This window comes from Micromonospora sp. NBS 11-29, from assembly GCF_002140155.1.
In the GTDB taxonomy this organism is placed as follows: Bacteria; Actinomycetota; Actinomycetes; order Mycobacteriales; family Micromonosporaceae; genus Micromonospora.
In genome coordinates this window covers 189,358-208,843 of record NZ_NAPR01000012.1, presented here as the reverse complement: position 1 = coordinate 208,843, position 19,486 = coordinate 189,358, and the positions used below count along the sequence as shown (strand labels likewise).

5 protein-coding genes and 2 pseudogenes are annotated in these 19,486 nt (G+C 73.3%); all 7 read left to right on the top strand.

Translation table 11 applies throughout. The features are described from left to right. Positions 1-90: 90 nt before the first annotated feature. Positions 91-3,567: pseudogene (locus tag B1205_RS15485) on the top strand (CHAT domain-containing protein); the annotation flags it as partial. Positions 3,568-3,647: 80 nt separating this feature from the next. Then, positions 3,648-3,872, top strand: a complete 225-nt coding sequence (locus B1205_RS32985; protein ID WP_369597297.1) for a tetratricopeptide repeat protein — start codon at positions 3,648-3,650, stop codon at positions 3,870-3,872. Continuing rightward, positions 3,797-4,645, top strand: coding sequence for a tetratricopeptide repeat protein (locus tag B1205_RS15475; RefSeq protein WP_254909995.1), 849 nt, complete (start codon positions 3,797-3,799; stop codon positions 4,643-4,645). Before B1205_RS32985 ends, B1205_RS15475 begins: the two co-directional genes overlap by 76 nt. 236 nt (positions 4,646-4,881) lie before the next feature. Further along, positions 4,882-6,090 carry a cytochrome P450 gene (locus B1205_RS15470; RefSeq protein ID WP_089156258.1) on the top strand — a complete coding sequence of 403 codons (1,209 nt, stop codon included), beginning with the start codon at positions 4,882-4,884 and terminating at the stop codon, positions 6,088-6,090. Positions 6,091-6,632: 542 nt separating this feature from the next. After that, positions 6,633-7,497: pseudogene (locus B1205_RS15465) on the top strand (AfsR/SARP family transcriptional regulator). A gap of 408 nt (positions 7,498-7,905) precedes the next feature. Further along, positions 7,906-9,939 (top strand): alpha-ketoacid dehydrogenase subunit alpha/beta, encoded by a 2,034-nt coding sequence (locus B1205_RS15460; protein ID WP_217809808.1) that lies wholly within the window; start codon positions 7,906-7,908, stop codon positions 9,937-9,939. Then, on the top strand, positions 9,936-19,486 hold a 9,551-nt coding region (locus B1205_RS15455; RefSeq protein ID WP_140158063.1), incomplete at its 3' end, for an SDR family NAD(P)-dependent oxidoreductase. The genes B1205_RS15460 and B1205_RS15455, both read left to right, overlap by 4 nt.

Sequence of the window (19,486 nt, the reverse complement as noted above, 5' to 3'; positions counted from 1 at the left end):
CGGTAACCGACTCCCTCGAACGGTTGATCTGGGTGCGGCGCCGATCCGCCATAGTGGAGCCAGGGCGGGGCGGAACCCGGGAGCTGCGAGATGACCGAAGGTGAGCGGTTCGACGTCTTCGTCGCGTACGCCGTGGCGGACCAGGCGTGGGTGCGGGTGCTGTCCGGGCGGTTGCGGGATGCGGGCTTCCGCGTGTTCTTCGAGGAATGGGAGATCCAGCCGGGGGACGTGGTGACCCACCGCGAGGAGCAGGGCATCGAGACGGCTGCGGCGGGGGTGGTGGTGTGCAGCCCGGCGTCGATGTCCTCGCCGAGGGTGATGGATCAGTACGCCGCGCTGTACGAGCGTGCGCTGACGGACGGCCGACGGCTGATCCCGGTGCTGCACGAGGACGTGGGCCTGCCCGCGTTCCTGGACATCCGCCGTTGTGTGGACTTCCGGCACGCCGACGGCGACGTCTACGAGAAGAGGGTGGCGCAGCTCATCGCGGCGATCGGCGAGCAGCGGCTCCAACCGGAGACGGTGCCGGTGTCGCCGCTGGGCAGCCGGATCCGTCCCGAGGGTGTTCGGCGGGCCCGGCTCACCGCCGGCACGTCTCGGGTGGTGGTCCTCGACCAGGATCAGAGCCGGTCGGTGCGGTCGGTGCCGTCCACCGGGGCGCTGCGGCGGGTGTCCACTCAGGCCGATGAGCTCCAGCGGCTCGGCCGGCGCCGCGGCGACCTGGTGGTCCGTGGTGGGGAGGCGGCGGCCGACCCGGTGTCGCCGGTGCTGCGGGAGGTGGGTGTGGCGCTCGGGGAGGCGTTCACCGCTGATCCGGTGGGCGCCGCGTTGGCCGGGTTGATCACGGATGCGCGCGGGCAGGGTGCCGCCCTGCGGCTGGCGGTGTGCGCCGAGGCCGAGGTGGCGGACTGGCCGTGGGAGACGCTGGTCCTGCCGGGGGCGGATCGTTCGTTGGCCTTGACCGAGCCGGTGCAGGTGTTGCGGGCGGTGGACGAGGACGCGACGGTGCCGGGCGTGACCATCCCGGGGCCGTTGCGGATCCTGGTGGTGCTGGCCAGTCCGGAAGGCGCGGACGGCGGGGCGCTGCTGGACGTGGAACGTGAGCTGGCCACGGTGCTGGACGCGGTGGAGCCGGCCCGCAAGCACAGCGCCGCTCAGGTGCGGGTACTCAACCTGGGCACGTTGGCCGCGATCCGCGAGGCGCTGACGACCGAGCGGTTCCATGTGCTGCACGTCTGCTGCCACGCCGCCCCGGGCCGGCTGGTTTTGGAGGACGAGCGGGGACGCCCGGACGAGGTCACCGCCGAACGGTTGATCGCGGCGATCCCGCCGAACCGCCGGCCGGCCGCGATCGTCCTGGCGGGCTGTTCGACGGCGCTGTCGGCCCGGGCGGCGCCCGGGGAGAGCGCGGCGGCGCTGCCCGGACTGGCGCGGGAGCTGCTGGCGGCGGGGGTGCCGCAGGTGGTGGCGATGACCGCCGCGGTGACCGATCGGTACGCGGCGTCGTTCGCCGGCCGCCTCTACCGGGAACTGGCGATGGCCGCCGAGCCGGTGGTGGCCGACGCGGTGGCCCACGCCCGTAGGCAGATCGAGACCGACCGGCGGGCGCTACCGGAGGGGGACCCGGGCCGGCGGCTCGTGGAGTGGGCGACACCGGTGGCGTTCGTCCGGGGTGAGCCGCTGCCGCTGTACGACCCGACCGCTCCGCCCGGCGAGGTGGCCCCGGTGCCGGAGCCGGTGCTGCCGGCCGGGGTGCCGATGCGGCCGGTCGGCGACTTCGTGGGCCGCCGCGCCGACCTACGCGTGCTGCTGGCGGTGCTGCGCGGGCAGCGGCAGAGCGGGGTGGTGGTCCATGGCATCGGCGGGGTCGGCAAGTCGAGCCTGGCCGCGGAACTGCTGCGGCTGCTCGGCGACGACGCCGGGCTGATCGTGCCCGTGGTCGGGGCCACCGGCGCCGACCAGATCCTGGCGGCGTTCGCGAACGCCTTGTTCACCCGGGCGATCGCCGACGAACTGCCCGACACGCACCCTCTGCGGCAGTTGGCCGGATACCTGAGGGTACCCGGTGAGCCGTGGCAGCAACGCCTCGCCACCGCCGTCGGGGTGCTGGCCCGCCAACCGACCACGATGCCGGTCACCCTGCTGATCGACAACTTCGAAACCAATCTCGACGAACAGGCCGACGGGCCGGCACTCGTGCGCGACGAGACCCTCGCCGCGTTGTTGGCCGCCTGGGTCGCCGGACCGCCGACGTGTCGACTGCTGGTCACCAGCCGCTACCGGTTCGCCCTGCCCGACGGCGCCGACCGACGCCTGCTCCACCACCATCTCGGCCCGTTGTCGCTGGCCGAGACCCGCAAGCTGATCTGGCGGCTGCCCGGCCTCGACGCGCTCACCGCCGCCGAGCAGCAACAGGCGTGGACCGACGTCGGTGGCCACCCGCGCACGCTGGAATACCTCGACGCCCTGCTGCGCCGTGGCCGCGCCCGGTTCGGCGACGTCACGGCCCGCCTCGAACGGTTGCTGGCCGAACGAGGCATCCCGAACCCGCAACGGTGGATCACCGACCTGCACGACCATTCCTCCGGGCGAGACGACCGCGACGGCCTGGTCGGGCGGGCCCTGGCCGAGGCGATCACCCTGACCGTCAACGACACCCTCCTCGACCGACTTCTCGGCCTGCTCGACACCGGCACCCGGGACCTGCTGATCGGCGCCGCGGTCTACCGGCAGCCGGTCGACGAACTGGCTCTGGCCTGGCAGACCAGCGCCCTTCAACCCCTCCCCGACGATCCCGACCGGGACCAGCGACTGACCGAGCTGAGCCGGAGACTCGCCGCCGTGCCCGCCGGCCAGGCCCCCGGCGACCACACCAGCCTCGGCTACACCCCGGACGAGGCCAGCCAACTGTCCGCCGACATCGCCGCGCTGCGCCGACCGCCGCTGGCCGAGGACACCGTCGCCCCGGATCGGATCGACACCCTGCGCACACTCGGCCTGCTCACTCCGACCGTCGACCCCGACGGCGGTCCGGCCTACTACTTCGTGCACCGGTGGACCGCCACCGCGCTGGGCCGGCTGCATCCCGACGCGACCGCCACCGCGCACCGGCGCGCCGCCGCCTACCACATCTGGCGGGTCGACCACCGGCCACAGGATCCCCGCTCCGACCTGTACGACCGGATCGAAGCCCGCTACCACCACCACGCCGCCGGAGACCTGAACGCCGCCGTGTCCCTCAGTTTCACCATCCGCGACCAGCTTCACACCTGGGCCGCCTGGGACTGGGAGACCGCCCTGTGTCAGGAAACCCTGACCTGGGTACCCGCCGGCAGCTACGCCGGCGCCGCCTTCGTCCACCAGCTCGGCATCCTCGCGCAGGCCCGGGGTGACTACGACGAGGCCGAACGCCGCTACCGGCAGTCCCTGACGATCGGCGAGGAGTTGGGCCACCGGGCCGGCACGGCCAACAGTCACGGTCAGCTCGGCGTCCTCGCGCAGGCTCGGGGTGACTACGACGAGGCCGGTCGACGTTACCGGCAGTCGTTGGCCATCAGCGAGGAGTTGGGCGACCGGGCCGGCATGGCCAACACNTCGCGCAGGCTCGGGGTGACTACGGTGAGGCCGATCGTCGCTACCGGCAGTCCCTGGCCATCAAGGAGAAGTCGAGCAACCGGGCCAATATGGCCAGCACATATCACCAGCTCGGCATCCTCGCGCAGGACCAGGGGAGCTACGACGAGGCCGAACGCCGCTACCAACAGAGTTTGACCATACTGGAGGATCTAGGCAACCGATCCGGTATGGCCACCAGNTCGCGCAGGCTCGGGGTGACTACGGTGAGGCCGATCGTCGCTACCGGCAGTCCCTAGCCATCAGGGAGGAGTTGGGCGACCGGGTCGGCGTGGCCACCAGCTACCACCAGTTGGGCATGCTCGCGCAGGACCGGGGTGACTACGACGAGGCCGATCGCCGCTACCGGCAGTCCCTGATCATCGAGAAGGAGTTGGGCAATCGGGCCGGCATGGCCAGCAGCTACGGTCAGCTCGGCATCCTCGCGCACCTACGGGGTGACTACGACGAGGCCGAACGTCGCTACCGGCAGTCCCTGGCCATCAGCGAGGAGTTGGGCCGCCGGGCCGGCATGGCCACTGGCTACCACCAGATGGGCATGCTCGCGCAGGCTCGGGGTGATCACGTCGACGCCGATCGTCGCTACCGGCAGTCCCTGGCCATCAGCGAGGAGCTGAGCGACCGGGCCGGCATGGCCAGCACGTACCACCAGCTCGGCATCCTCGCGCAGGCTCGGGGTGATCACGGTGAGGCCGATCGTCGCTACCGGCAGTCCCTGACCATCGAAGAGGAACTGGGCAACCGAGCCGGCATCGCCACCTCGCTCAGCCAGCTCGGTGTCCTGCGTGCCGAGACGAACGAGTACACGGAAGCGGTAGGTCTCCACTGCCGAGCATTGGTGATCCGGGTGGAAATCGGCTCTCCGCAGACCAACATCGACATCGCCCGGCTGCGTGCCCTCCGGGCGCAGATCGGCGAGCCGGCGTTCACCGACACGATCGCCGCGTTCCTCGACCAACGGTTGTCGCGAGCCCTGATCGAACTGTTCGCGCAGGAGGATCCACCCGGGTGAAGGGCCCGTCACCGACGACGTCGGACCGATTCGCCGACCTGCGAGGCGTGCGCTCGGCGCGCTTCGAGCGAAGGGCGATCGGCATGGGCTCACCCGAACGTTCCCGGTGGCGCTCAGGCGGCGATCAGCATCGTGTCAGCCGGAGTGGCCAGGATTCCACCTCGTGCCGCGACCGGTCGAAGGTCGCCCACCGGTTGGAGCCGACGGACGATTCGCCCAGGCTGAAGGAGCCGACGATGACGCAGGACGCACTCGCTACTCCACCGAGCCTGGTCGACGGTGGACACCGGCTGTTCGACTGGCTGCGGACCATGCGCGACGAGCAGCCCGTGCGGGAGGACGCGTACGGGGTGGTGCACGTCTACCGGTACGCCGACGTGCTGACGGTCGCCTCCGACCACACGGTCTTCTCCTCCGAACTCGGCCGGCTGCGGCCGGAGTCCAGCCCGTTGAGCGAGGAGATCCTGTCCGTCATCGATCCGCCGATGCACCGGAAGCTGCGCAGTCTGGTGAGTCAGGCGTTCACCCCGCGTACCGTGGCCGGGCTGGAACCGCGCGTCGTGGAACTCGCCGGCCAGATGCTTCGCGACGTGCCGGGCGACGAGTTCGACCTGGTGCGGGATTTCGCGTTCCAGCTTCCCGTCGTGGTGATCGCCGAACTGCTGGGTGTTCCCGTGGAGGACCAGTCGCTGTTTCGCAGTTGGTCCGAGCGGATGCTGTCGGTGCAGGTCGACGACGCGGTGGAACGGCAGTTCGGCGACGAGTCCGGCGACGAGTACCAGCAGATGGTCCGGACGCCGCTTCGCGAGATGCACGCCTATCTGCAGCAGCACGTCGAGGACCGCAGGAAGCGTCGCGGTGAGGACCTGATCTCCCGCCTGGTCGACGCGGAGGTGGACGGCGACCGGTTGACCGACCGTCAGATCACGGAGTTCGGCGGCCTGCTGCTGATGGCCGGACACATCTCGACCTCGCTGCTGCTCAGCAACACGGTGCTCTGCATCGAGGAGAACCCACGGATCGGTTCCGAGGTCCGCGCCGACCGCTCGCGGATCCCCCAGGTCATCGAGGAGGTCCTGCGGTACCGCCCACCGATCATGGTGATGGCCCGGGTGACCACCCGGGAGACCGAGATCGGCGGCGTCCCCGTACCGGCCAACCGGATGGTGATGGCGTCGGTCGTCTCCGCCAACCACGACGAACGGCAGTTCCCGGACCCCGAACGCTTCGATCCGCGTCGCCGCCTCCAGCAGCAGATCGCCTTCGGCCACGGCATCCACTACTGCCTGGGCGGTCCGTTGGCCCGGATGGAGGGCCGGGTCGCGCTGGAGGCGGTGCTCGACGCCTTCGCGGACCTGCGGATCACACCCGATGCGCAGATCGAGTACCACCCGGACGGTTTGTTCGGTGCGCGGCGGATGCCGGTGACGGTACGACGGCACTGATTCCGGTCGGCTCTCGCGGATGGCAACTTCTTGTCAAAATCTCCATCGGGGCTGTAACTTTCTGTCCGCAACATGCCACCGTCGGCGATGATCGCGTGATCTGTGCAGGTCAGGGCATTCGCCGTCGGTCGATGACGGTTCGTAAGACGGTGTTCACCGGCGGCTTCCGTCGACCACCCGGCGGCGGCCCGGGGCCGGCGTGTCACGGGTGCGGAACGTCGGTGACCTCGGCGGCGGCGGTCGTCGGTGCGCGGCACCCGCCCGGGTGCGCGTGCCGCGGAGCTGACCGTCCGTCCGGTCCGAGCCGGGTCGGTCGTCCTCCGCGGTCGCTGCAGAGCGCGATGACGTTCGATACACTAGCGCCGAGTGACCGGATGGCCCCGCGCGGTAGTCGTGGGCGGTGGCGTGGATTCGGCGGCGAACGGGGTCCGATCTTTGCGTCTGCGGTCAGGGTCGATGTCCAAGTCGTTTGTCGGTGAGGTCGTGATGCCGCGGAATAAATTGCTCCGACGGGAATCCCGTGCTTCGTCCGCACGGACCGGATGAGGGCCCTTCTCCTCGACGAGGCGGGGCCCGCCGACCAATTGAGAGATGTGCTTGCCAGTCGACGCATTGACGAGGAGGTCTTAGTGGAGACATGCGCGGAAGAGCCGCCGATCGACGTGAGCGTGCTGGGTGCGCTCGACGTGCAGATGGCCGGAATCTCCATCCTGCCGACCGCACCCAAGCCCCGACAGGTGTTCGCGCTGCTGGCCATGCGCGCCAACCAGGTGGTGTCACCGTCCACGCTGATCGAGGAACTCTGGGGCGCCAAACCTCCCCGCAGCGCGCGCAACACCCTCCAGACCTACGTCCTGCAACTGCGCGAGTTGATCACAGCCGCGGAGCGCGGGCACGGCGGACAGCAGAGGGCGAAGAAGATCCTGGCCACCCTCCCGGGCGGATACCAGTTCCAGATCAGGGAGGGGGCCGTGGACGCCGAGGAGTTCGAGCGTCGTGCCGCCTCCGGCTACCGGGCGGTCGCGGCCGGAGACTTCTCCGGGGCGTCCCGACGACTGCGCGGGGCGCTCTCCCTCTGGAAGGGGGCGGCGTTCTCCGACGTGCGTACGGGCCGCCTGCTGACGATCGAACGGCAGCGACTGGAAGAGGCCAGGCTGTCCGCCGTCGACCAGCGCATAGATGCCGACCTGCGCCTCGGTCGATACCGGGAACTGCTCGGCGAGTTGACCGCCCTGGTCAANNNCGGGCCGGCGCGGTGAGGCGCTCGGCGTCTACCAGCGGCTGCGCAGCACCCTCGTCCAGGAGTTGGGCCTGGAGCCGTCGGCCCGGCTGCGCCGACTCCAACATTCGATCCTGGTCGCCGACCCCGGACGAGCCGCCGTGAACTGGTCGATGTCGCCGAACTGACCGGCTCACCGCCCGTTCCACCCCACCTGCGGTCACCCCACCCTCGGCGCCGGTACGCCGCCGGCCCGCGCGCCGGTCTGCCCGCCACGCATCCCGCCGGGTCCACCGTGTCCCGCCACCCGTCCCGCCCCCCTGCCGCCACCACCGTCCGCGCGGCCGTGTACTCCGCCGGAGGCAGGCGTGACCGCCGTGCTCTCCCTCCTGGGGGGAGGGAGGCCGATCGCGGTGGTCCGCAGGGACTAGACCATCGCCCGACACGCGGTCCGTACACCCCGCACGGAGCGAGAACGAGTCGGCGCGGTACCGCGAAACGCATCATCGCGAGCGATTGAGAAATCCTTCCCGGTTGCCCAGAGTTGCGTGTGGCGACAGTTCTGTCGAACGTTCCGACGATCGTGGAGGCTCATTGTGTCCGAGGCCGACCCGGTGGGCGTGACGCACAAGTCGGAAGGCGTGGACGAGGTGGCCGGAGAGTCGCTGGAAAGCCTCGACGGGGGTGTCTCCGCGGAGCGCCGCGTCGCATTTCTGGAACAGATGATGCTTTCCCGGGAGTGTGACCGAAGGGCGGGAATAGTCCTTCGGCAGGGGAAGGCGTGGTTCCACATCTCCTCGGCCGGGCACGAAGCGCTGGCCGCCGTCTGCGAGTGGATGGATCCCGACGATCTGCTCTTCCCCCACTACCGGGATCGCACGCTGATGCTGGCACGCGGCCTGGACGTCGAGGGGCAGGCCCGCGACCTGATGGCCAAGCGCGAGTCGCATTCGGCCGGCCGCAACATGAGTTCCCACTTCAGTCATCGCCCGGGCAACGTCTTCTCGTTGGCCAGCCCCACCGGAAGCCAGTGCCTGCCAGCCGCCGGCGCGGCCTGGGCGGCGGTGATGCGGGGCGAGCAGCGGTTGGTGGTGTGCTCGGTCGGGGACGCCGCCACCCGGCAGGGGGAGTTCTTCGAAGCGGTGGCTTTCGCGGTCGAGCGGTGCCTGCCCGTCGTGTTCCTGGTCTCCGACAACCGGTACGGCATCAGCACCTCCACCGAACACCTCTCCGCCTGGCGGCTGGGCCTGCTGCCGGAGAAGATCACCCGGGTGGTGGACGGCTCCGACCCCGACGCCGTCCACGCGGCGGCCCGCACCGTGTTTCCGGCCGTGCGGGGAGGCGACGGACCGGTGGTGCTGTGGTGCGTCCTGGACCGCCTCGACTCGCACACGTCCTCCGACGACCAACGTGTCTACCGGTCCCCGGAGGAACTGGCCGCCATGCGCGACCCGGTCGAGATCTTCACCCGACGGCTGCTCGCCCGGGGCGTGATCGACGACGCCTGGGTGGAACGGACCCGGGCGCGCCTGGCCGGCAGCGTCGAGGAGGTCTTCGACCGGGTGGCCACGGAGCCGACCGGTGATCACCACGACGCGGTCGACCACCTCTTCGCCGCGCCCACGGAACGGGCGGCGCCGCCACCCCCACGACCGTGCGGCGGCACGATGGTCGAAGCGGTCAACCGAGCGCTCCGTACGGGACTTGAGCGCCTTCCCGAGATGGTCCTGTTCGGGGAGGACATCGAGGATCCGAAGGGCGGCGTCTTCGGCTTCACCAAGGGCCTCGGCGCGCTGGCCGGACGGAGGCTGTCGAACTCACCGCTGGCGGAGGCCACCATCGTGGGCACCGCCGTCGGTCTCGCCGCGAGCGGGATGCGACCCGTGGTGGAGTTGCAGTTCATCGACTTCGCCGGACCCGCGTGGAACCAGATCGCCGCGCAACTGACCACGCTGCGGTGGCGCACGGCGTCCGAGTGGCGGTGCCCGGTGGTGATGTACGCCCCGTGGGGCGGCTACCTGCCCGGGGGCGGCATCTGGCACAGCCAGAGCAACGAGAGCCTCTTCACCCACCTTCCCGGCCTCCGGGTGGTGGTACTCGCCACGCCGGAGGACACGGAAGCGATCTTCCTGGAGGCGATCCAGGCGCCCGACCCCACGTTGCTGCTGCTGCCGAAACACCTGATGCGCCGCTCGGTCGAGCCGCAGTCGGCGCCGGTTGCCGTCCACGGTGCCCGACTGCTGCGTACCGGTGCCGACGTCACGGTGGTGACCTGGGGAAACGGCACGGAACTCGGAACGGCGGCCGCCGACGTCCTCGCGGTCGACGGGGTCGCCGTCGAGGTGGTCGACCTGCGGTGGCTGGTGCCGCTGGACCGCGCGACGGTCTCCGCCTCCCTGCGTCGCACCGGTCGGCTGGTGGTCGTCCAGGAGGACAACAAGACCAGCAGCTTCGGCGCCGGTCTCGTGGCCGAGCTGCTCGGTGACGACGACGACTTCTACTCGCTGCTGGCCCCGCCCCGGCTCGTCTCCCGCGACGACGTGCACGTCCCCTTCCATCCCGATCTGGAGCGTGCCGTGCTGCCCGCGGTCGACGACGTGGTCGAGGCCATCCGATCGGTGCTGCGATGACCGGGGTCCCGACGACCACGCTGACCGTTCCGCAGCTCGGTGAGGGCATCGTCGAGGTACGGATTCTGTGCCTGCTCAAGCAGCCGGGCGACACCGTGGCCAAGGACGAACCGCTCTACGAGATGGAGCACGACAAGGCGGCACTGGAGATCGAGTCTCCGATGGCCGGGCGGCTGGTCGCCTGGCTGGTCGAGGAGGGGCAGACCGTGCCGATCGGCGGTGCGGTCGCCGAACTCCAGCCGCGCGGGGCCACCACGGCTCCGGCCGGCGACGACTCCTCCGGCGAGCCGGCGGACACATCCGACACCGCGGCGGCCGCCGACCGCCCCGCGCCGACGCGGTCGGCACCCGCCGCCGCCGACCGATCCGCCGCTGCGGACGAGGACGGTCCCGCCGCCGCCGCCGCCGATCCGGCCGCCGCCGATCCGGCCGCCGCCGATCCGGCCGCCGCCGGGGTCGGCGTCCGGATCCCGCCCCGGACCCGTGCGCACGCCCGCCGCCTCGGACTTGACGACACGGTGCTGGCGTCGATCCCGGCGGCCGGCACCACCCTGTTGCCCGCCGACGTCGACCGGTACCTGACCGGGACGCGGCCGGCCGTGATGCCCGCGGCCGAGGCCGCGACCGGTGACGACGAGGCGACGGCCCCCACGGGTACGGCCTTCACCGACGTGTCTCTCAGCGATCGGCAGCGTCAGCTCAACCGTGCCCTGCGCGCCGGAAGCGGCGACGTGGTGCCCGCGGTCGTCGCCACCGAGGTCGCCGCCGATCTGTTCGACCGGGCGGCCCGGTCTCGACCGGGCAGCGACGGCTTCAGCACCGCCTTCCAGGTCTTCGCGCGGATCACGGCACGGGTCGCCGCGGGCTTCCCCCGGCTGCGTTCCCGTCGACTGAGCGGCGACCGGCTGCGCGTCTACGACCGCGTGCACCTCGGGATCGCCTGCTCCACCGAGGACGAGGACCTGACGATCGGCGTGGTGCGCGAGGCGGATCTGCTCGACGACGCCGAGTTCGACAGGTGCTACGTCGAGGCCGTCGAGCGCGCGTTGGCCGGGCATTCGCAGGCGGACGGACAGGTCACCCTCATGGTCTCCCACCTCGGGGACGAGGCGACGACGTTCGCCGTACCGGTGGTGGTGTCGCCGGCCACCGCCACGCTCTTCCTCGGGGCCCCGGACCTCACCCGCCCGGAGCCGGTGCGCCGGATGGTCCTCGCCTTCGACCACACCGTCCTCAACGGACACGAGGCCGCCCGGTTCCTCGACGGTCTGCGGGTCGCGCTTTCGGCGGCGGGTCCGGCACCGGCCGCCGGGACGCCGCCGGCCCGAACCCGTCCCCACGGTGCCGTGGCGGCGCTGCCCCGGTTGGCCGAGATCGCCGCGTCGATCGTGGGACACCCGGTGGATCCGGAGCGCCCCCTCGGGGAGCAGGGTTTCCACTCCGCCGCGGCGCTCCGGCTGGCCCGCGAGGTGGGTCGTGAGTTCGAGGTCAGGGTGCCGGCCACCGCGGTCTGGCGTCACCCCACCCTGACCGCGTTGCTCAGCCTGCTGCCGGCGTCCCCCGATACGGACGAGGCGGCGCCGACGGCCCGACCGGCCGCCCCGGCCGGCGACATCGCCGGGGACGACGCTCTCGCCATCGTCGGGATGTCCTGCCGGTTCCCCGGGGCGGACGACCCGGAAGCGTACTGGGCGTTGCTGCGCGATGCCGGATGCCGGATCACCGACGCGCCGCCGGGACGTTTCCCCACCCCGGTGCCGGAGGGCTTCCGGGGCGGCTTCCTGGACCGGATCGACCTCTTCGACGCCGACTTCTTCGGGATCACCCCCCGGCAGGCCACCTCGATGGACCCGCAGCAGCGCATCCTGCTCGAACTGAGTTGGCAGGCGCTGGAGAGCGCGGCGCTGAACCCCGACGACCTGGCCTCGACACCGGTGGGGGTCTACGCCGCGGCGTGCAGCTACGACTACCGCGAACAACTCGTCACCCGGGACGCCGCCGACGGGTACGCCACCGTGGGCACGTTCCCCGCCTTCCTGGCCAACCGGATCTCCCACTTCTACGACTTCACCGGCCCGAGCATCACGGTCGACACGGCCTGCTCCGGGGCGCTGACGGCGCTCGCGCTCGCCGAGTCGGCGATCCGCGCGGGCCACTGTGAGGTCGCCCTCGTCGGCGCGGTCAACCTGCTGAGCAACGGGTTCAACAACTCCGCCTTCCACCGGGCCGGGATGCTGTCCCCGCAGGGTGACAGCCGGGTCTTCGACCAGGCGGCCGACGGCTTCGTCCGGGGCGAGGGCGCCGGTTGGGTGGTGCTCACCCCGCTTCGCCGGGCGGTCGCGGCCGGCACCCCAGTGCTGGCCGTGCTTCGCGGCACCGCGGTCAACCACGGGGGACGGGCCGCGGCGCTGACCGCACCGAATCCCGTCGCGCAGACGGGCCTGGTGCGCACGGCGCTGGACCGGGCCGGCATCCGCGTCGCCGATCTCGGCTTCGTGGAGGCCCACGGCACGGGGACGCCGCTGGGTGACCCGATCGAGCTGAACGCGTTGCGTGAGGTGCTGACCACCGAGCCCGACGGCACCCCGGACCGGGCGGCCGGGCCGGGCGGTCGACTCTGGATCGGGTCGGCCAAGGCCAACATCGGCCACCTGGAGGCCGCCGCCGGGATGGCCGGCCTGATCAAGGCGGTGCAGGTGCTCCGGCACGGGCGGATACCCGCCACACCGAGCTTCACGAGTCTCAACCCGCACATCGACCTGGCCGGCACCCCGCTCACGGTCGCCGACCGGAGCGTCGACTGGGGGCGTACCCCCGGTTCCCCGCCCCGACGGGCGGCGGTGAGCGCGTTCGGGTTCGGTGGCAGCAACGCCCACGCGGTGCTGGAGGAGGCGCCGGCCGCCGAACCCGGTCCGGCCGGAGCCGAGGCCGGCCCGGTGATCGTCCCGCTGTCCGCGGCGACCCCCGAGGCGATGGTGCGGCTGGCGACCGGCCTCGTCGACGTCGTCGAGCGGGACCGACCGGACCTCGCGCAGGTGGGCTGGTCGCTTCAGCACGGGCGTCGGCATCTGCCCCACCGGATGCTGATCGTCGCACGGGACACCACGGAACTGGTCGCCGCCGCCCGTTCCGTCGCGGCCGACCGGCCCGATGCCGCGGTGGCGACCGTGGCGCATCCGGCCGCGCTGGACCGGCTGTCGGATCCGGCGGAATGCGAACCCCTGCGGGAGTGGTTGCGCGGCGGTGTCGTGGACTGGGGCGCGCGGTGGCCGGGCGTGCCGCCCCGGCGCATCCCGCTGGTGCCGTACCCGTTCCGGGGTGAGGCCTTCTGGTTGCCGGCGCGACCGGGGTCGGACGCCGCGGCGGGGCCGGACCCGGCAGCGGCCGACCAGGTGGTGCTGCCCGCCCGCCATCCCCTCACGGAGCACCGGGTCGGGGGCCGGACGACCGCCGCGGGAGCCCTGCTGCTGGACGCGATGGCCGGCGGTGGGCCGATGGCGCTGCGCGAGATCCGGCTGCCGAACCGGGTGCCGATCGACGGGTCGCTCCGGTTGCACCGGCACGTCACGGACGCCGACGGCACCGTGACGGTGACCCACGAGGGGCGGGTGTGCGCCCGGGGCGCCGTCGATCCCGAGCCGCCCGCTGTCCTGCCCGTCGATCCGCTCGACCGCGACGCCGGTCGGGCGGTGGACCTCGCGGTGGTGTTGGCCCGCAACGGCGTCGAGGTCGGCCCGGCCTACCGGGTGGTGACCGACGCCCGGCGTACCGGGACGACGGCGTCCGCCACGATCGGCGCCCCGGCCGGCGACGCGCGGACCCGGCGGGTCGGTTGGCTGGACGCGGCCCTGCAGACCTCCTGCGTCCTGCTCGACGCCGAGGGCCCGCACGTCGCGGCGGCCATCGGACGGCTGTCCTGGAGCGGAGCCGTGCCCGACGCGGCGGACCTCGTGCTGCGTCGCACGGAGTCCGCCGGTGGCGGCTTCACGGTGGACCTCGACGCCGTCGACGACCGGGGCCGTCGCGTCCTGCGGGTGCGGGGACTGCGTCTGCTGCCCCTGCCCGGCGAGCCGCCGGCCGACGCCGACGAACCGGTGCGCCTGTTCTCGCCGCGGTGGGTGGCGCAGCCCGCGCCCGCATCGTCGGCCCACCCGCCCACCCCGACCGTGGTGCTCTACGACCAGCACACCGTCTCTCTCGCCGCCCCGTTCGTCGACGCGGGAAACGGCATCCTGGTCGGGCCCGGCGGCCTCGACCGGCAGCGGCTCGCCGACGCGGTGGGCGACCCGGACCACCGGCCGGTGTCGGTGCTCCTCCTCGTCGGCGGAGCCCGGTGGGACGAGGACCGGTCCGGCGCGTCGAGCCTGCGCCGCTGGCTGGCCGCACTGCTGACCGTGGCCCAGACCCTGCACCGGGCGGCGGTCCCCGCCGAGCTGCGGGTGGTCACCACCGGGCTGACCGCGCCGCCGGCCGGAGCACCGTCGCCCGGCGCGGCCCTTCAGGGCGCGCTTGTCGGGGCCCTGCGCTCGGTGCCGAGAGAGACTCCGACGGTCACGGTCGCCGCGATCGACCTGCCCGAGGACGCGACCGTCGGCGGCGCCGGCGGGCCGGGGACGGCCGGCGACGCGCTGGCGGCGGCCGCGGTCGAGCCCTGCGGTGTGACCGCCCCACTCGTGGCCCTGCGGGACCGGTGCCGCTACCGCCAGGTGTTCACCGAGTCCGGCCCCGCCGACGACACTCCCGGATTCCGCACCGGCGGCGTCTACCTGCTCTTCGGTGGCGCGGGCGGGATCGGCGCCGAGGTGGCCCGTCACCTGGCGGCCCGGTACGGGGCGTCCCTGCTGCTGGTCGGGCGGTCGGCGGAGAACGAGGCGAGCAGGGCCCTCCTGGCGGAGCTGCGGGCGTCGGGCGGGCAGGCGCGATACGTCAGCGCGGACGTCGCCGACGAGGCCGCGGTGCGCGCGGTGCTGGCCGAGTGCCGGGCGGTCCTCGGTGAGCCCGACGGCGTGCTGCACAGCGTCGGGTCGGTGCGCGACGCGCCGCTGCGCGAGCTGACCGAGGCCGACCTGGACCGGGTGCTCGACACCAAGGTGAATGCCCTGCTGTACCTGCGTGCCGCGGTGCGGGGCCGGCCCGGTACCCAGCTCGTCCTCTTCTCGTCCGTCGCCGGGCTCTTCGGCAGCGCGGGCGGCCTCAACTACGCGGCGGCCAACGCGTTCCTCGGTCACTACGCCGCCGCGACCGACGGGACCGACGGTCTGGTCGTCCGGGCGTTCGACTGGGGACTGTGGCGCGACACCGGCCTTGCCCGGCGCTACGCCCCGCACGTCCGGCGGCAGTATCCCGGCCTGACCGACTTCACTCCCGCGCAGGGACTGCGGGCCCTGGAGGCGGGTGTTTCCGGCAGCGCCCCGCACGTCGTCGCGGTCAGTGGCGACCCCGAGCCGCTACGGCCGTTCACCCGGCCGGCACCGGACGGGGACGCGGCGTACGACCTCGACCGGTACGCGCGTGCCGCACTGGCCCGACGGCTGACCGAGTTGGGCGTCGATCCGGCCGGGGCCGACCCGTCGGCCGCCGCCGGGACACTCGGCGTGGTGCCGGCGCACCGCCCGCTGCTGGCGGCCCTGCTGGACCTGCCGGTCGACGACCGGCGCACCGTGCTCGACCCGGACCGGGTGGCCGGCCTGCGCGCCCACCTGCTCACCGCCCATCCCGACCTTCGCGGTCACGTCGAGCTGCTGGATCGGGCGCTCGCCGCGTACGGCCCGGTCCTGCGCGGGGAGACCCCCGCCACCGGGGTGCTCTTCCCCGACGGCGCCCTCGACGCCGTCGAGGCCGTCTACCGGGGGAACCGGCTCTTCGACCCGGCGAACGACGCGGCCGCCGAGGCGGTGGCCGAGGCGGCCGCCCGGATCCGTGCCGCGACCGGCCGTCCGCCCCGGATCCTGGAGATCGGCGCGGGTGTGGGTGGCACCACCGCCGCGGTGCTCGACGCGATCGAGCGGCACGGCGTGCCGGACGTGGAGTACACGTACTCCGACCTCTCCCGGTCGTTCCTGCACCACGCCCGGCGTCGCTTCGCCGACCGCGTGCTGCCCCGCCTGTTGGACATCGAACGGAGCCCGCAGGCGCAGGGCTTCACCCCGCACCACTACGACCTGGTGGTCGCCAGCAACGTGCTGCACGCCACCCGCGACCTGGCCGAGACGATCGCCCACGTGGCCGAGCTGCTGGTGCCCGCCGGCCGCCTGTTCCTGGTCGAGATGGTCGCGCCGGCGGCCGTCTACACGATCACCTTCGGGCTGACCGACGGGTGGTGGCGCCACACCGACGCGGAACGCCGGCTGCCGCGGGGGCCGCTGCTCGACGTGCCGCGCTGGCGGGCCCTGCTGACCCAGCACGGCTGGGAACTGGCGGCGACCACCGGTGTGCGGGACGCGCCGGGGTGCGTGGCCCTGCTGGACTGCCGTGCGCCGGCCGACGACCGGCCGGAACCGGGGCAGCCGACGGAGACGCCGGGCGGCGTGACCGTGGCGGGCGACCCGGAGCACCTGCTGCCGGAGCTGATCGCGATCGTGGCGGACCTGACCGGACAGCGGCCGGAGCAGCTCGACCCGGACAGCGACTTTCCCGCCCTGGGCGTGGACTCCCTGCTCACCGTGGAGTTCACCGCGATCCTGCGTACCCGCTTCCCGGACCGGGCGGTCCCGTCCACGGTGCTGTTCGAGAGCCCCACCCCGCGCCGGCTGGCGCGGTGGCTGGCGGAGACGGAACCGGCGGCCGTCGCGCACCCCCGGCCCGCGCCGACGGTGACCGTCGAGCCGGCGGTGACGGTCGGGTCGGCGGTGACGGTCGGGTCGGCGCGTCCGCTGGCCGGGCGGTCGACCGCGGTCGACGGCCACTCGGGTGGCCGTCCGGCGGTCGCCGTGATCGGCCTGGCCGGTCGCTATCCCGGGGCCCGCGACGTCGACGCCTTCTGGCGACTGCTCTCGGCCGGCACGACACCGGTCAGCGAGGTGCCGGCCGACCGCTGGGACTGGCGTGCCGCCCGTACCCTCGGTGGCGGCTACGCCCGGTGGGGCTGCTTCCTGGACGACTGGGACCGGTTCGACCCGGCACTGTTCCGGATCACCCCACGGGACGCCGCCCTCATGGATCCGCAGGAGCGGCTCTTCCTCGAAATCGCGTGGCAGGCGCTGGAAACCGCCGGGTACGCGGGCTGGCTGCCGGGTCGGACCGGGACCGGGCCGCGGGTGGGGGTCTTCGCCGGGGTCACCGCCAACAGCCACCTGATCGCGCAGCACGACGCGTGGCTGGCGGGGGCGGACAACCCCGAGTACGCCGTGACCGCCGCCGCCTCGGTGGCCAACCGGGTCTCCCACGCCCTGGATCTCAGCGGGCCGAGCATGACCGTCGATACCATGTGCTCCTCCTCGCTCACCGCGCTGCACCTCGCGTGTCGGGCGGTGCAGGACGGCGAGGCGGACCTGGCGCTGGCCGGCGGGGTCAACCTCTACCTGCACCCCGACCGGTTCGCCGGGCTCTGCGCGTTGCGCATGCCGTCCCGGGGCGACCGGACCCGGGCGTTCGGGGCCGGCGCTGACGGGTTCGTGCCCGGTGAGGGCGTCGGGGCGGTGGTCCTCAAACGACTCGACGCGGCGCAGGCCGACGGCGACAGCATCTACGCGGTGATCCGGGGCACCGGCCTGAACCACGGCGGCGGGGCGGGCGGCTACACGGTGCCGAACCCGCTGGCCCAGGCCGCGCTGATCGACGCCACGCTGCGCGGGGCCGGCGTCGATCCCGACACCGTCGACTACGTCGAGGCGCACGGCACCGGCACCGACCTGGGTGACCCGATCGAGCTGCGGGCGCTGGCCAGCGCTTTCGCCGGGCAACGCCCGCACGGAGCGCTGCGGGTCGGCTCGGTCAAGTCGAACATCGGGCACAGCGAGGCGGCGGCGGGCATCGCCGGACTGACCAAGGCCATCCTCCAGCTCCGCCACGGCCGCCTGGTGCCCACCCTGCACGCCGAGCGGCCCAACCCCCGGCTCGACACCGACGGCGTGCCCCTGCACATCCAGCAGCGTGGTGAACGGTGGGTGCGGCGCACCGACGACCGGGGAGTGCCGGTGCCCCGGCGCATCGCGGTCAGCTCCTTCGGCGCCGGCGGCGCCAACGCCCATGTGGTGCTGGAGGAGCACCAGCCGGTCGACGTCGGTCCGCCCCACCCGCCGGCGACACCGGTTCTCGTGCCGCTCTCCGCCCCCGACCCGCAGCGACTGCGCGCCGTCGCACGTGACCTGAGTGACGCGCTCGCCCCCGAACCCGGCGTCGAGGCGTTGCTGCGGCCTCCGGTGTCCCTGGTCGACCTGGCGTACACGCTCAGCGTCGGCCGGCGGGCCTGGCCCCACCGGGCCGCCATCCGCGCCGACGACCACCGCCGGCTGCGGGAGGCGCTCGACGCGCTCGCGGAGGGCCGCGACCACCCCGCGTTGGTGACCGCCGCCGACCTCACCCACGCCGAGCCCGTGGACCGGGACTGGGTGCGGGACGGGCGGGCGCACGAGGCGGTCGGCCCGGGGCGGCGGGTGCCGCTGCCCACCACCCCCCTCGACCGCCGGCGCATGGTGCTGCCCGGCCCGGCGGAACCGGCGGAACCGGCGGAACGACCCACCCGTCTTCCGCTGGCCGACACGGTGCGGGTGCCCCTCGCGCACACGGTGGGCGTCCGGCTCGACGAGACGTCGCACTGGCTCGCCCACCACGTCGTCGACGGGAACCCGCTGCTGCCCGCCGCGTTCCACCCGGAGCTGGTGTACGAGGCGCTGCTGACCGCCGGGACCTCGCCCTACCGGACGGTGCTGCGGGACCTGGTCTGGCCGGCCCTCGCGCCGGCCCGGCCGATGACCGTACGGGCGGAGCTGGGCGAGCCCGACGAGCGGGGAAACCGGCGCTTCGAGGTCCGGGCCGGTGCGGACGACCCGCTCGCGCAGGGGCGCGCCGAACCGGCGACCGCCGACTGGCGGCGTCCCGCGCTGCGTTACCGGCCGGACGACCTCGACTCGCGGCTCGCCCGCGACGGGCTGGCGGCCGACGAGTTCTACCGCCGCTACCGGGCCCACGGCTACGAGTACGGGTCGTCGTACCGCACGGTCCGGCGGGTGTGGAGCCGGGACGGAGAGACCGTCGCGGAGCTGCGGCTGCCGGACGGGGAGGACCCCGACCAGCGCCACGTCCTGCACCCGGCGCTGCTGGACGGCGCCTGCCAGGCCGCCGCCTTCCCGCTGCTGTCGGCCGACCCGGGGGCCGCCCGTCACCTCCCGATGGCGATCGCGGCGTTGACGGTGCGCGCTCCGGTCACCGGGACGGCGTACGTCCACGCGCGTCCGGTGGCCACCGGGAAACCGGCCGGCGTGCATGTGTTCGACCTGTGGCTGGTCGACGTCGACAGCGGTGAGGTGATCGCCGAGGTGGAAGGCTTCCGCGTCCGGACGCGGGAACGCCGCCCAGGCCCGCCGACCGTCGTCGCACCGCGGCCCGT

Bases quoted from the DNA above. Each gene is read 5' to 3' on its own strand.
- B1205_RS15470 (WP_089156258.1), top strand. From the start codon at position 4,882: ATGACGCAGGACGCACTCGCTACTCCACCGAGCCTGGTCGACGGTGGA.